Annotated in this window: 13 protein-coding genes; 3 read left to right on the plus strand and 10 right to left on the minus strand. The window is 32.9% G+C overall.

Translation table 11 applies throughout. The features are described from left to right. Positions 1-755: WG repeat-containing protein (locus HH304_RS20805; protein ID WP_169685227.1), on the plus strand; the 755-nt coding region annotated here is incomplete at its 5' end. A gap of 31 nt (positions 756-786) precedes the next feature. On the opposite strand, the gene HH304_RS20810 is transcribed toward HH304_RS20805, so the two are convergent. From HH304_RS20810 to HH304_RS20850, 9 genes are all read right to left on the minus strand, one after another. After that, on the minus strand, positions 787-3456 hold the full coding sequence (locus HH304_RS20810) for a hypothetical protein (RefSeq protein ID WP_169685228.1): 2670 nt from the start codon (positions 3454-3456) through the stop codon (positions 787-789). A 5-nt stretch (positions 3457-3461) separates the two neighbouring features. Continuing rightward, positions 3462-4766, minus strand: a complete 1305-nt coding sequence (locus HH304_RS20815) for an ATP-binding protein (RefSeq protein WP_169685229.1) — start codon at positions 4764-4766, stop codon at positions 3462-3464. 129 nt (positions 4767-4895) lie between these two features. Beyond that, a complete protein-coding gene (locus HH304_RS20820; RefSeq protein ID WP_169685230.1) occupies positions 4896-5555 on the minus strand; it encodes a hypothetical protein in 660 nt (219 codons plus the stop codon). Then, entirely contained in the window at positions 5555-6685 is a 1131-nt protein-coding gene (locus HH304_RS20825; RefSeq protein WP_169685231.1) for a serine hydrolase domain-containing protein, read from the minus strand. The genes HH304_RS20820 and HH304_RS20825 overlap by 1 nt, the downstream gene beginning before the upstream one ends. A gap of 102 nt (positions 6686-6787) precedes the next feature. Next, on the minus strand, positions 6788-7534 hold the full coding sequence (locus tag HH304_RS20830; protein ID WP_169685232.1) for a LytTR family DNA-binding domain-containing protein: 747 nt from the start codon (positions 7532-7534) through the stop codon (positions 6788-6790). 9 nt (positions 7535-7543) lie between these two features. Next, on the minus strand, positions 7544-7993 hold the full coding sequence (locus tag HH304_RS20835) for a hypothetical protein (RefSeq protein WP_169685233.1): 450 nt from the start codon (positions 7991-7993) through the stop codon (positions 7544-7546). Between the two features lie 339 nt (positions 7994-8332). Beyond that, positions 8333-8779 (minus strand): GNAT family N-acetyltransferase, encoded by a 447-nt coding sequence (locus HH304_RS20840; RefSeq protein WP_169685234.1) that lies wholly within the window; start codon positions 8777-8779, stop codon positions 8333-8335. A gap of 37 nt (positions 8780-8816) precedes the next feature. Beyond that, positions 8817-9500, minus strand: coding sequence for a response regulator transcription factor (locus tag HH304_RS20845; protein WP_169685235.1), 684 nt, complete (start codon positions 9498-9500; stop codon positions 8817-8819). Next, positions 9497-11011 (minus strand): sensor histidine kinase, encoded by a 1515-nt coding sequence (locus HH304_RS20850; RefSeq protein ID WP_169685236.1) that lies wholly within the window; start codon positions 11009-11011, stop codon positions 9497-9499. The genes HH304_RS20845 and HH304_RS20850 overlap by 4 nt, the downstream gene beginning before the upstream one ends. A gap of 112 nt (positions 11012-11123) precedes the next feature. Here HH304_RS20850 and HH304_RS20855 point away from each other — a divergent pair, with 112 nt between their 5' ends. Both HH304_RS20855 and HH304_RS20860 read left to right on the plus strand, forming a co-directional pair. Then, on the plus strand, positions 11124-11954 hold the full coding sequence (locus HH304_RS20855; RefSeq protein WP_169685237.1) for a GLPGLI family protein: 831 nt from the start codon (positions 11124-11126) through the stop codon (positions 11952-11954). Positions 11955-11959: 5 nt separating this feature from the next. Beyond that, complete coding sequence (locus HH304_RS20860; RefSeq protein ID WP_169685238.1) at positions 11960-14632, plus strand: carboxypeptidase-like regulatory domain-containing protein; 2673 nt, start codon at positions 11960-11962, stop codon at positions 14630-14632. Here HH304_RS20860 and HH304_RS20865 read toward each other — a convergent pair. Next, complete coding sequence (locus tag HH304_RS20865) at positions 14627-15730, minus strand: L-dopachrome tautomerase-related protein (protein WP_169685239.1); 1104 nt, start codon at positions 15728-15730, stop codon at positions 14627-14629. The genes HH304_RS20860 and HH304_RS20865 overlap by 6 nt on opposite strands. Positions 15731-15734: the final 4 nt, after the last annotated feature.

Here is a 15734-nt window from a genome sequence, read left to right on the forward strand (position 1 = left end):
AAAAAAAAAAAGGAGACAAAATCGGATTCGTTGATAAAGACATGAATACCGTTATTCCTTTTGAGTATGATTTTGCAACTGCTTTCTATTTTGGACATAGTATTGTTACTAAAGGAAATAAAAAACATATAATAAATGAAAAGAATATAGCAGTTCTTGATGTATCAAAATATGATTTCATAAATATTACCTCAAATAAACATGCTACTGTTGCTATTAAAAAAAGTAATAAAGAAGGAGAAAGTCAATATGGAGCAATCAATTATCTGTCAGGAGAGTTAATATACCCTCTTGGAGATTATCATTTATTGGGTTTCGAAAATGGATTATGCCCAATAGATTTTGGCTATGATGAAAATCACATGCCAGTTTCAGCTTTATTAAATTTAGAGAAACAACTTATCATACCGAAAGGAAAATACAATTCCATACTTAAATTAGGGCAATTAATTATCGCAACAGATTACATAAATAACTTTGAAGACGTTTATGATAAAAACTTAGACTTTTTATTTAAAACATCAAATTCAATTGATGTTTTTAATAATACTTCAAAAAATGATATTTATAGATTAAATGTAATGGACACTACTCCTAGATTATATGGGGCTATTGACCATAAAGGAAACATAATTATCCCACCAATTTATCATAACATAAATGATTTCGGTTGGAATAATGATGGCCTCATAAATGTACAGCTTAATGACGAATCATTTTTCATAGATCTGAATGGACGAGAGTATAAAAAATAAGGAGTGACTAATAACTCCTTATTTTCCATTATTATTTTATGAAATAATCAAAATTAGCCTCGAGTTTCTTTTTAAATTCTTCACTTATTTGATTATTAGCAAAGTTTTTAATTTCCACACCAAGACTTTGAATCCAATTCAACGCCTCATGAGTTAAATCCTTTTCATAAACAACACCACCATTAGCACCACCTGCTAATTTCACCTTTGCTCCCAATGCAGCCGAAACTCCTCCAGCAATCCCCGCTCCAAACTCTGTATGTAAAATCACTTTTGGCAAAGATTCCTTTGTAAAAAGTGTAGACATATAACTTACAAAATCACTTATAACATTCATCTTTTCCTTTACAAAATAGGAATCAATAGGTTCTCCGTGAAGGAAATCAACAACAGCTTTATATGCATTGAACATTTTTTCGGAGACATCACTCCCATCGAATAAACCAAGTATACTTCTGCTTAATCTTTCTAATACTCTACTAGAAACTTTCGCTAGATCAATTTCAACATCCAAATATCCATTTATATCTGCATACCCAAACGGAGATGAATTTGCCTTTGTATTGGCTTTATTGGTATTTCGATTATCTAATAACCTTTGCTCTCGATTCTTATTTACTAACAATTTACTTTGAATGATACCTGGCATAAAATCATTTATATAAATCCGCTTGGTTATCTTGGTTGATTTAATTAGATCCATAAAAGTGTCTCTATTTAAATTCTCCATGTACTCAACAGATTCATTCAAGTTCTTTCCTAACCCCACTTCTAACTCACTGCCTTGACCTTCATAGTAATCCAGTTCTCCGGTCATTGAATATAGCTTCATTGTAGGAAAACTCCACTCTGGCTCTTCTGCCTCATTATCTTTATCAAAGATTAATTTCACACCAAAACCTCGGCCAAACATTGGCCCTAACTTACCAAGCATTGACAAATCTGTAGTCAGGTTTAGTTCTGTTCCAGCCTCAATAAAGACAATAGCCTGAGTCTTCTTAACAGCCATTCGCTCATCTTCATACTTTAAGTCATTATGAAACTCAACTCCTGTGGTAATATTTCCACCGAGTAATGCTTCGGCCTTTAAATTCAAATAGCTACACACCTTTTCATAAAGACTTGAATTCGTTCCATCCGGAGAAAAAGAACCTGGTGCATTTTCAGGTGCATAGACATCATTATGTGTATAACCATCTTGTTCTTTATCACTCGATGATTTGCTAAGCCCCAAGCTTCCTGCTCCACTTACCTGACCTTCTAATCCAAAAGCCATTTTCCTTTTAGTCACATAATGCTCCGGATTAAGCTGAGTGCTAAACAATGTATCAAAAAACATAGCTGATAATTGATATGCAGATCCGTCAGAATAATTTGATATGGCAGCCAGAGCCGCTACGATTGAGTCATTATCTTTTATTGGAAACTCAAATTCAGCTGAGGTCATTAAAGCTGCTTTAAGCTCAGCATTAACTCCAATTTTCCCTCCAATTACTGTAGCATCCTTTTTTTTACTCTTATTACCAACATAAAAACCAGCACCAGCACCAGTTTCTCCTCCCGCTCTACCTTTTAAAAAGGTTTTAAGGCCAAGTTTATTATCGTCTTTGCGATAAAAATAATTTTGTATAGATACATCTGCCCCGACAGGATAAATAAATGTTGCTCCAACATCCAGACCATAATAGGCTCCAAAACCTACAGGCCAATGTTCATCAACAAAATTTTGTGCAGATTGAGTTAAATTCTTAAACTGATCTTTTAATGTATCAAGAAGGTTAAATGAGTTAAATTTTGAATTGAAAAGATTGATATAGTTCGAGTGTGGTAAATACAGGGTATCTCCTTCTTGAAATGAAAATTCATTTAATGAGAACTGATTAGCATTTTCCTCTATATAACTTCCTCCTTTTTCAAAATCAAATTCACCAGTATAATATATTCTTACTCCTTGCAGGTTTTCAGGGTTATTATGATAAAGTATCGCAGCAGCAATTACGTTTTGAGGTAAATCAAGTGTCGAATAATAATTTTTTAATACCTTTTTTATCTTATCTCCAGCCTTAATTTTATATAGTTTCGAACCAGCATAAGGCATTTCGAGAAGAGTATCTATATTTTCAGCTTCTGTATAATAAGTCTTACCTTCACACGAAATACATGCCAGCCCATCCTTTTCTATCCTTTGAATATATATTTCGGTTCCAAATTCCAGTATGTGCCCATCCTTTTTATTTTTTGACTTATAAATCTGAGCACCTTCTTCCTTAGTAATAGCAGAACGTTTATTTTCCATACTACTAAACTGATCAATCACCACCTCATTAATATGCGTTTGAATGATTTCAAGAAAGACATATCCGGAAATCATCTCACCATCTATTTCTGTAGTAACTCTTATCCATTCATCAGTTTCATTATATGCTTCAAAAATAGGAAGTCCCTTTAATAACCCATCTTCGTTATATGTTACTAATGACCTGATTTCATCTTTACCAGGCTTAGCATAGATTTTATTATAAAAATCATCTGAATGATTAGGCAGAATTGAGTATTGTGTATAATTCTTTTCTTTCTTCTCTTCCTGTTTTTTTATTATTCTACCACTTTCATCAGATTCAAAATCAGTATTCTCGGATTTTTGTTCTTTTAACTTTTCAGTTTTGGTTGCCTCATCGGCGCGATAAGCCCCTTTATACATAATGGTTATTTCTTAGCTAATTCTTCTACGACTTGTTTTATATCATTCATCCCAACCTTATATCGACCACTTCTTATGGCTCTTAACGATATCACCTGTATAATCTGCACTATCATTGCTGCAGTAAAAGGCTTGGCAACAGCTAACATTTTAAAATCTAAAGTTTTGTCCGGCTCGAGTTGCTTTGGCCACAATTGCTGCCATATTTTCAATCCTTGCTCTTTTTTTGGTGGCCCAAAGAAGATTGAACTCTGAAAACGTCTTGAAAATGCTTCATCAAGATTGGCTTTCATATTGGTTGCAAGGATAATTATTCCATTATAATTCTCTATTGCTTGTAATAGATAGGCTATTAACTGATTATGATGTTGGTCATTACTATTTTGGGCATCTTTAGACCTATTTCCAAAAAGAGCATCTCCCTCATCAAAAAACAAGATATATCCCTTATCCTCAGACTTAGACAACAGCTTACTAATATTTTCTTCTGTTTCACCTATATATTTTGATATCACAGCGGATAGATCAACCCTGTAAACATCTCTATTAAGTGACTTGCCTAGTAATGTCGCTGTTAAAGACTTCCCGGTACCTGAAGGACCATAAAATATTGCCCGATATCCAGGCTTTATATGAGCCCCAAGACCCCATTCATTTTGTAATGCATCTTTATGAATTATGGCATCATTCATTTCCTGAAGTTTCTCTTCAGTATTTGGGTTCAAGACAAGATCATCCCAGGTAAGGGTTGTTGTAAGTAAGTGCGCAGGAAAGTCAGATGAATATTTAGGTCTTCTAACAGAGTTAAAAAGAAAGCTTTCAACATAATCCTGACTCAATCGTAGCTCTCCGTCATATTGCGTGCCAGTATTTCCAGCTGATCGGATTGAAAGTACTCCTCGTCTGTAAAAGACATGGTCAGAATCAAAAAACCTACAGGCCTTTAATCTCATCGAAAGGTTATTACCCGAAAGCAAAAATAAAGCTGTTTCACCAGAAGGTAACAACAGAGCTTTGGTTTCGGAGTTAATCAGTTTCGCAGTGCTTAAACGCCCTTTATACAATAGCCCATTAATTAAGTCTGGCCAGGCATGTGGAGCAATAGCTAATGCTAATACTAATCGTTCATGAATAGTTAGATTATTTTTAATTATAAATTCAGCATAGGCAGATCCCTCTTCCGGAACTTTTGGTGCTTCCGGAAATTCAATTTCACTTTCCGGAGACAATTCATAACCTGCCATACGCATATCAATACAGCTTTTGAGCCATTTAAGCTCATTTTCTATCATCATTTCAAAAAATTGCATAGTTAAATCCTGTTTACTGGGAATAAACAAAAGCCAATGATAGAAAAATAAGACCAATAATTAAAATTGGTCACTCGCTAATTTTATTTACAATTGAATTTAATACTAATAAGGTTTTACCTTAAAATGTTAATTACTTCGGATATAGATCACCTTCTTTCCCTTAACCTCTTTACTAACTCCTGTAAGCACTAGCTGATCACCGACGAATTCAACCTGATAGTATTCATGCGGCTTTGAATTATCGTAATTAATAAATCCAATTTCAGGTTTATGAGCATGTGGGTGCCAATATCCACCAGATTGTTTGCCATCAATTCTCTTTACAAAAACCCGATCCCAACGAAGCATCAAAATTTCTTCATTTTTATTTTCAACCTTTTCCCATACACCAACTAATTTCTCTGCATGCTCTCTTGGTAATTCGTCAATTCTTTTAAGATGAACCTTAACATTTGTCCCTTCCTCTTTTCTTTCCCAAATCATTTCATTGTCACGAAATGTTATACTAAAAGGAACATCAATATCTTCTTTTATATAATCATCTTTCAATGAAATTAATTTTTCGGTTTTATTAAATGACCATCGTCCCGCGCCATTCTGAATCCATCCATTTCCCGATTCATAGGTGCCATCCCCATTAATTCGTGTCCACTTACCAATTGGAGTCATTTGTTCATCTCCAACCTTGACGCTTGTTATCTCCCATAACCCATTCAAACTGTTATCTTGAGCACTGATAATTTGAACAGATAAAAGCAATGTTATAATTATTAATTTTAGCTTCATTATTTATAATTTAAGATTTTCAAAACATTATCTGCAATTCCTAATAGATTTGAATTACTTCCTGTATTCGCCAACATTGAAATAATTGTTTCACCATCATTGATGTTAACTAACAATGATCTATAGCCTCCTGTATTACCTCCATGAATTATATATGGTTTACTAATATTCAGATTGCCCATCGAATAGTTACCTCCATCAAATACAATCCAGCCATAACCATAAGAATTAGTAGAATCAATTTTGGAGATATGATTTGTTTTCATAACCTGAAGAGATTCTTCAGAAAGTAACACGTTACTGTTCATAGACTCTGCCCATTTTACCATGTCCGAACTTGTGCTAAAGATTCTTCTCCCAATACTCAAATCAATATAATCATTCTTCAAATATTCATCGGTTTCACGGTCTTGTTCATATGCTTCAACAAGATTTGGAATAACCTTCCGACGATCAATAATAGAATATGTATTTCTCAAACCCAGAGGAACACATATTTTCTCATTCAATATCTCGCCAAAAGATTTCTTATACACTTCTTCGAGAATTATTGCTAATAAATGATAACCAAAATTACTGTAGTAAAACCCCTTTCCGGGAAGAAATACAGGCTCCAGTTTAGCAACAAAATCTATATACTCCCTATTTGAAAATTGACTTCGCTTGAATTTCATGAAATTGCCTTGTTTCAACTCTTCATCAATTTCATTGTAATCAGGAATTCCTGACGTATGTGTCAATAAATGATGTAGGGTAATACTATCCGGGAAGGCAGAAGAATAGCCATGAATTGCTAGAATATCATTCAGGTTATTATCAGGAGACAGCTTACCTTCCTCAGTGGCAATCATGATTAATGTAGCTATAAAACTTTTATTCAAAGAGGCAATATCAAACACAAAAGAGGTATCCATTTCAATGTGCCAATTCCTGTCTGCTACACCAGCTGTACAACTAAATTCATCACCATTATTCTTCAGTTTAATTACACCTGAAAATTTGTCCAATCCGTTTTCCGCCTTAATTAAACTATCAACACCGTAAAAAGTATTATCAGACCCTTCCGGAGTGGATTTATGGTTACAAGACCACAGAACTATTAATAAAAAAATTAAATATATACTCCTCATACACTTTGATTAATTGAATACAATAAAACAACCTAAATCAATTATAATCAACAAAGTGTAAAGTAAAAGGGGTGAAATTCTACGATTTGTGGTGAAATAAAATCACAACTTCACAATATTATCTTGATACTTTTTAGAAACAGGAACTTGATGATTAGTATCAAATAATAAAAATACTTTTCCTGCCTTGGTCTCTACATGCTCAACTTGGTCAAGGTTGACTAAAAAACTTCTATGACAACGAATTAAAATTGAAGCTAATTCCTCCTCAAAGTTTTTCAAAGAATTTCTTATTAGCTTACTCTTAACCTGACCTCCAGACCGATAAAAAATATCAACATAATTATCCTCAGCCTTAAAGTACAAAATATTTTCTGGCTTAACCTTTAATTGAGTCTTGCCATTATCGCCTTTAATATTAATCAGATCTACAATTAGATCTTTCGAATCATTTTGAAATAAAAAATGAACAAAGGTAAGTGGAACTACCATTACAACGGCAAACTCAAAAAGCATTAAAAAATAGCTTTCTAAATTCAACTCAGTCCAATTCCAGAAAATATTAAAAAGTAAATAGATAAGATGAGCAGTAAAAACAACCTCCCATAGCCTCCATAAGAATTTATTTACTTTGGCTTCGACATTAATAAATTTCTTTAGTAATAATTCATTAAAAGCAAAAGAGAATGATGCTAGTAATCCAAAACACACAGACCTGAAAAATAAACTATGACCTGAAAAAGACTCTTCAGTTTGAATACCAAAAGATCGATATAAATACAGGACAACAAATAAAAACACCCCAGAAAAAACAATAACTGAGTATTTTTCCTTATCCCTATTATCCATATCTATTAATTAGCTTAAACTTAATATGTTGATCAAGGCAAATGCAGAGGTAATTACCAAAAAACCAAACTCATTCCGCATGCTAGTCGGATATTTATATGAGAGATATGCTACTCCAGCAATTGGTAATACTGCTAGTTTACTTAAAATCATAACCTTAGGCATGTGTAAAACACTTATGATATTATTAATTAATAGAATACCAGCCAGCGATATCATTATCAGTTTCTTCAGAATACCATCATCTATTTTAGTCATTCCATAAATTATTATCAGAATCAATGAAATAGAATACAGTATAAAACTAATTGTTTTAGTCATGGGAGACTCAAAAACCAGCAAGCCCATAAACAACACTTGAAGCCCTAAAATTATTTTAGAAAGTAAATCATCAACTCTCAAAATATTATACAGAGCATACATACAAGTCAAAACAATGATTATTCTAAATACAAGCATACCAAAAAATATTTATTCCCTTCAAATGTCTACTTCTCAAAAAAATAAGGATTGCTCCCAGAAAACTATTATTGTGTCCAAATCAGCACATATCTACTTCATTTTCGAACACATTTATCTAAAACATGAAAATCATATATAAACATTAAAAAAATCATATCACGCTTTAATTCTGATATTTATATTTGCTTTATAAAATAAGCAATAATAAAAACAGCTATTTTACAAAATTGGCATAATAATTGCCTTTTATCTCATAGGTTTTTTTAATAACTGTTTAGGTTTAGGTTTAAAACAGATTAAGGTTAAAGCGCAGTAGCAATTTGTTACTGCGCTTTTTTATTTTAATTCCATTTGCATTCTATATAAATCAAAACCATCAGCCCAATAATCTTTTACCATCTCTATTGATCTAAAACCAAATTTATAATAAAAAGAATTTGCAATTTGTGAAGTCCACACCTCTGCTTTTCGTGCATCGCCTTCCTCTCGAACCAATTTTAAAATGTATTTAATTAACTCACTGCCAACGCCTTTCCCATGATGATCAGGATGCACAATATCCCAACTTAATCTAACCATGTCATCAATACTATCAACCATGTGATATCCACCACAACCAATCACCTTATTATTTTCTTCTTTTACAAAATAGTGATGATTCGAATCATTGAGATATGCCTCCAAATTACCTTGCTCTTCCGGATCAAAATATTGAGGGGTATTTAGTCTAAATAATTCAATTACTGCAGAAAAATCTGAATTATGATGGTATTTTCTGATCATCTAAAAATTTCTATTTACACTAAATTACGTATTTTTTTCAACATATCAGCTTATACCCATAACCTCTCAAATTAACAATTTGAACATTTGGATCTGAAACTAATTTTTTACGAAGTTTAGTAATAAAAACGTCCATACTCCTGGCATTAAAAAAATCATCTCCACCCCAAATTTCATTCAGAATTGTTGACCGGTCAGTTAATTCATTTTTATTTTGATAGAGTTCATTTAGCAAAACTGCTTCTCTATATGTCAGATTTTGCTCTTCTTCATCAATCCTGAGTATTTGTCTAGGAAAATTAAATTGATAATTACCAATTTCCACCCACTGCTTTACTTCTTGTTCAGGCCTTGTCCTTCCCACCAATGCTTCAATCCGAACAATAAGCTCTTCCATACTAAATGGTTTCTTGATGTAATCATTCCCGCCATAACTAAACCCTTCAACAACATCTTTAGTCTGCGACTTTGAAGTGAGAAAAATAATTGGGATTCGTTCATCTTTCTTTCTAATTTTCTTAGCAAGAGTAAACCCATCCATCCCAGGCATCATAACATCTAATACTACTGCATCATATTCTCCCTCTTCCCAGGACTCATAAGCTGAGTTTCCATCATTTTGAAGAGTTACAGAAAATTCTCTGCTTTCCAGGCTTTCTTTTACTATTGTCCCCAAAGAAATTTCGTCTTCTGCAAGTAATATTTTTATGATAGAACTCATGATAATTTAATTTTAAAGTCTGTTCTGTTTGCCTTTGTAATCAATTCAATCTCACCACCGTGTTTCGCAATTATCTTTTTCACATAATATAAGCCGATTCCAAATCCTTTAACATCATGAAGATTACCTTTTGGTACTCGATAAAATTTTTCAAATATTTTCTCTTTATGAGAACTGTCAAGCCCCCCTCCATTATCTGTAACCAAGATTTCATGATACCCTAATCTCTGAGTAAGGACTAGTCTGATTTCATCACCTCCGTACTTTATAGCATTGTCAAGTAAGTTTGATATGGCATTTTCAAAATGAAACGGATCCACATTCATAATTTCTACCTGTTCTGGTAATTCTAGTATTACCTTTTTATCTAAAGCTACTGCCTCATATTTTTCCTTCAAATAAAATAATATCTCTGAAGGATCCACATTCTCTTTTTTCATTTCTAGCTCTTCACTATCCAAAGTTGCTGTTTCCAACAACTTCTCAACCATTGAATTCAATTTTTTCAATTGCACATTTGAAATCCCGAGATACTTCCTGGTCTTTTCAGGATCATTGGTCTTATTAAATTTCTCAATTCCTTCCAGAGCGCTCAGCACAGTTGCAATAGGTGTCTTAAACTCGTGGGTTATGTTACTTATCAGGTCATTTTTTATTTCTGAAAGCTCTTTTTGTTGCTTTATTACCCTGTACAGATATAATAATATCCAGAATATAACTATAACAAACACTAACGAAACAGCAAACTCAACCAACCCTCTTTTAAATACGTGAATTGGCTTTGTATTAAAAACCATAGATACATATTGATTACCCGGCAAAAAGGTTGACTGAGCGACTAATGTATCACCTTTTATGCTGACTTCAGAGTTACTAAGCTCACCAAGTAACTGATCATTTTTATAGTGAAGAAGAGAATAATCTAATTCTAAATCCCTTCGTCCAAATTCTTTTGTCAAAATGTTTTGTAACAGGTTAAAATCAATGGAGTCCTGAACAATTGAAATGATAATTTTTTTGGTAAGATCTTTTATTTGATGCATAGAGTCTAGTGAAAACTCTTGTTCAATTACACTAATATGATCGATATCATGGTCTTTTAAATTAAATATCGAATCAATTACAAACTCACTTTCAGATAATTTCTCTTTATCATTTAAGGCAAATGAATCTGATTTAGGCATAACCCAATTAGACATTTTGATGTTACCATTGCCTTTTTCAACTAATTTAAAATCGCCAATACTTTTTCCCTTAACGTCATAATTTATCAGGCTGACGGAGTCAATTTCTATAATAGGCTCATCTCCAAAAATATGAAAAATATCATCTTTGGCTTTATCCGCATAATATTCCTCCACGCTGTTATCAAAGGATAGTTGAACTTCCTTTCTGATCTGGTCTTTAACAGTATTATAAATCTGGATATTCCTATACAACTGAATAAAAACAGTCAGGAGAATCATTCCGATTATCAAAAAGCCTATTAATTTAAATTTTTGCTTCTCCATTTAACCAAATATACAATTATCAAATCAGAAAAATCGAAGGTTAACACACGTTAACACTGCTTAACGGCTTGTTAAGACTACTATTTGTTGTTTAGCAGAAAAATTAACTATCATGAAAAATATTCTAAAGATATCCATTCTGGTATTGATGATTGTGTATTCATCAAGCAGTACTATTGCTCAGCAAGTCACAGGTAAAGCAATCTATAAATCATTTTTTAAGGTCGAAATAAATTTTGACAGCACAGACACAAACCCGGAGGTAAGTGCGCAAATCCAAAAACAATTACAACAGCAAATGCAAAGAGATTATGAATTGGTTTTTAATAATACGGAATCTCATTGGAAGCAACTTGAATCATTAAATAATGGTATGGCACAAGCCTCTTCAGGGGGAATGGTTATTGAATTAGTCGGACTCTCAGCTAATGAGATTCTTTACAAAAACATAGGAGAGGGCAGATTTATTGAAGGCAAATCAATGTTTGAAAAAGACTATAAAATAACTGATCAATTAGAGCTTATCAATTGGAAAATCACCTCAGAAACGAAACAAATAGGGCAGTACACATGCAAAAAAGCGACCTATGATAAAATTGTAGAAACAAAGAATTTCTCCTCTGAAATGGAAAAAATGACCGATGCTACTGACACCATCAAGGTTGTTGCATGGTTTACCGAAAGCATTCCTGTTAGTAATGGCCCTGCTAAATCATGGGGGCTTCCAGGACTTATTCTAGAACTAAAATCAGGAGATATTCAATTTTTATGTAGTCAGATTATTCTTAACCCGGAAGATGGCATTGATATCAAAATCCCGAAAAAAGGCAAGGAAGTTACCGAAAAGGAATTTGATGAAGCGATGGAAAAAGACATGGAGAAAATGATGAAGAAATATAATGGAAATGGAGAAAAAGAAATTCACATTAAAATAGGAGGGTAATTGTAATGAAAAGGATTCTATTTATTTTCTTCTCGCTTTTTTTCACTTGTATATATTCTCAAAATTTATCATTTTATGGAGTAGCCATTGATTCCACAGGCAGTGCAGTTGAGTTTGCAAATGTTGTTGCCATTGATCCGGAAACTGACCAGATAGGCTCTTTTGCAATAACAAATGCTAAGGGCGAATTCAAATTAATACTTAAAGAGAAAAAAACTTTTCTTCTTAGAATAACCTATGTCGGTTATAAAAAATTTGAACAGTATTTGATGGCAGAAGAAAATAAAGCGAATCCTCAAATTTTCACCCTTCATACAAATACAGAAACCTTAAACGAATTCCAGGTTGTTGCTGATATACCAGTATTAATATCAGGTGACACCATTATTTACAAAGCAGAAGCTTTTGCAAATGGACGGGAAAGAAAACTAGGTGATCTTCTTAAAAAAATGCCTGGTATTGAGATTGATATAAATGGTGAAGTAAAAGTGCAGGGGAAAAAGGTAAATAAGGTAATGATCGAAGGAAAGACTTTCTTTGATGGAGACACAAAGCTTGCTACTAAAAATATTCCGGCAAATGTGGTTGATAAAGTTCAAGTGTTAAAAGACTACTCTGAAGCATCGCCCATGAAAGGTTTAAAAAATGATGATGAATTAGCACTAAATATCAAATTAAAAGATGGAAAGACAAATCTCATATTTGGAGATATAACTGCAGGTATTGGTCCGGAAAAACGGTATTCAAGGCATGCTAATACTTTCTATTATTCGGAAAAACTTAGCTCTAATCTAATAGCAGATGCAAATAATATTGGTGAAGAAGCATTTACAATTTCCGACTATTTTAGATTCACAGGCGGGTTATCAAGTATTAGCAATCAATCCGGGACTGAAATCAATATTAATCAAGATATGGGAATACCGATGACTAATCGGTCAAATGCAACAGAATTAAATAATCATTTTGGAGCATTAAACATTAACTTCTCTCTGAACAAAAGATGGAGGCATTCTGCATTTGCTATCGGATTTAACTCCAAAAATAAAATGGCCTCCAGATCTTACAGATCATATCTGAATACAGAAGAAAACCAAAATGAAATATTAAACACAACTGATGAGATTAATCAAAATTCCGGAATGGTAAAATACACCACCACTTTTACTCCTTCAGAAAACACTTTTGCCAAATACAGTTTGTTCTCAAAATTCGGTGAATTGTTAAATAGCTCGAATTTATTTTCAATATTCGAAGACACAGATAATAATATTATTCTAACCAGAAACAGAGACCCTTTTGATTTTGACCAACAATTCAATCTATATCATAGCTTTAACAAAAATCAAATTTTCTCCGCAGACCTTTCCGCCAATCACAAAAGAATAAATCCTGAACTTAACCTTATAACCGATCAGTCAACGTTATCTCCTATAATAAATATCAACCCTGCTGAAGAATATAATCTTACTCAATATTCTGGAGTTAAATCAAATCAATACAATGCAGTTCTTAATTTTTATCAAATACTAAACCGGACCAACCATATAAGTCTAAAAACTGGATTTTCGCAAACAAATCAAAAATTCACCTCAAACATAACACAAACTGATCAAGAGGTAAATAGACCAGTTGGCAGTGATGATTTCATTAATAATTCGACATTTAGAAACACTAATATTTACTTTGGTGCTGGATATAAAGCTAAATGGGGTCAATTAATATTCAACCCTTCCTTTACAATAAATAAAATTTCAATAGCCAATACAAATCAGGAAAGTTCGTCATATAGTAAGACCCTGTTTCTACCTGAATTGTATACCAAATTGGATTTGACAAGATCTCAATCTATAACGTTAAGATATAATGCAACAGCCCTATTTCCGGATATTCAGAAACTCGCACCCGGATATATTATTACTGATTACAACTCTTTATACAAGGGAAACCCTTCTGTTAATAATGGAATTTACCATAACTTAAGTGTTAATTATAGAATTTACCGATTGGTCAGTGGGTTTAGTGGTTTTGCCAGATTAGGGTATCAGAGAAAATTAAATGAAATAACCCCAATTGTGAATTTTGAAGGAACGAATAGAATTAATACACCAGATAACATTGGAGAAATTAATGAGGCTGCAACATTCATTTTTAACTCAACTAAAAAATTTAATAGTTTCCTTATTGAAGGAGGAGCAGACATTTCATATCAAAAAACCAATTTTTATTCCAATGACCAACCGGTATTAAATAAATCATGGGGCTATTCATATAATCTGGGAATTGTAACCACCATATTAAAATCAGTTGACTTGGAATTAGGCTACAGAGAGAGAATTAACGATTATAAATCGACAATAAATAGTTCAATATTCATCACTCGAAGCCCTTATGCAGAGATAAACATTAATTTCCTTAAGAATTTCAGCTTAAAACCTACATACGAATACAATTTTTACAAAAGTAAAACCATAAACACCCAGTCTGAATATTCATTTCTTGATGTTTACTTTTCGTATCGAAAGGGAGGTAGCCCATGGGAATTTGGCTCAAGCTTGTATAATGCATTAGATACCAGAGCAATTAGACAGGATTCGTTTACTGAAAGTTTGATTAGCACTTATGAATATTATGTTCAAAAAAGGTATTTGATGTTTTATTGTAAATTCGATCTATAAATGATCAATTGAAATCTTATAAATCGAAAAAACCATATTGTTAACATCAGCTCCGGCAAGGTGAATTTTGGAATTTGTATAATAGAGAAACCCATTATAAATACTGAATGTATCTGCCCAGCTCACATTAATATTATCTACTAAAATATGCTGACTTTTATCGGGGGTCATGAACATAATCCTGTGCTTCTCGAGGTCAGCATAGTATAGATTACCTTTTGAATCAAATATCATCCCGTCTGGTGCAGAGGTTCTGGCTATCCTATTAACTGCATTTTCAATTGTATTTGAACCCTGAATTAATGAATCAACTGAAATCGAGTATAGAGTATAACCTGATAAAGCATGATAATACAACTCATCCGTTTTTGGATTTAAGGCAATGCCATCTGAATGAACTGTACCCTTCCAGGTTATTGTGTCAATTTTAAGGTAGTCGGTTTCTGCCCTGGTAGAATAATGATTATCTAGAACTCTGAATGATTCACCAGACTCCATATCCAAAATTATAAGCCCTGGTTCATTTGAATCAGTCAGGTATATTTTATTTCTTTTTCTATCAATTCTTAGGTCATTAACATAAGAATTGGGTTTTACAGTGCCTTCAGGAAAAGAATAAACCCTTTCAAGTTTATCATCATCCAGATTAAAAACAAATAGTTTGGGTTGCCCGATTAATCCTTGAAAAAATGGATTTCTGGTATCAAGTACAAATAGCTTATTATCCTTTACTAAAACTGACTGAACAGCTACAAATGTCGAATCTGATATGGGGCTACCAGACTTCCAGCTATTCCATACCTTATTTGGATATGGTGAATGCGAACCTGTAGCTTCGTCAACTTCTGCTACAGACATATTAATATCTGGACGCCATCGAGGAAAATTAGCGAATACCCTCCCATTTGAAGATACACTTACTCCTGTAACCTGAATTCCATCAAATTCTGCAACGAGAACAGGTAGTTTGTCTTTTGAATCCTTCTCGGATTTTAACTCAGACACTTTCTCATCCTCATTTTGCTTTTCAGTATTACACCCTGTCAAGAAATTAAAAACTAAAATTAAGTATAATAAGCATGTAACCCTGAATGTCATTTCT

This window comes from Marinigracilibium pacificum, assembly GCF_012926615.1.
GTDB classification, from domain to species: Bacteria; Bacteroidota; Bacteroidia; order Cytophagales; family Cyclobacteriaceae; genus Mangrovivirga; species Mangrovivirga pacifica.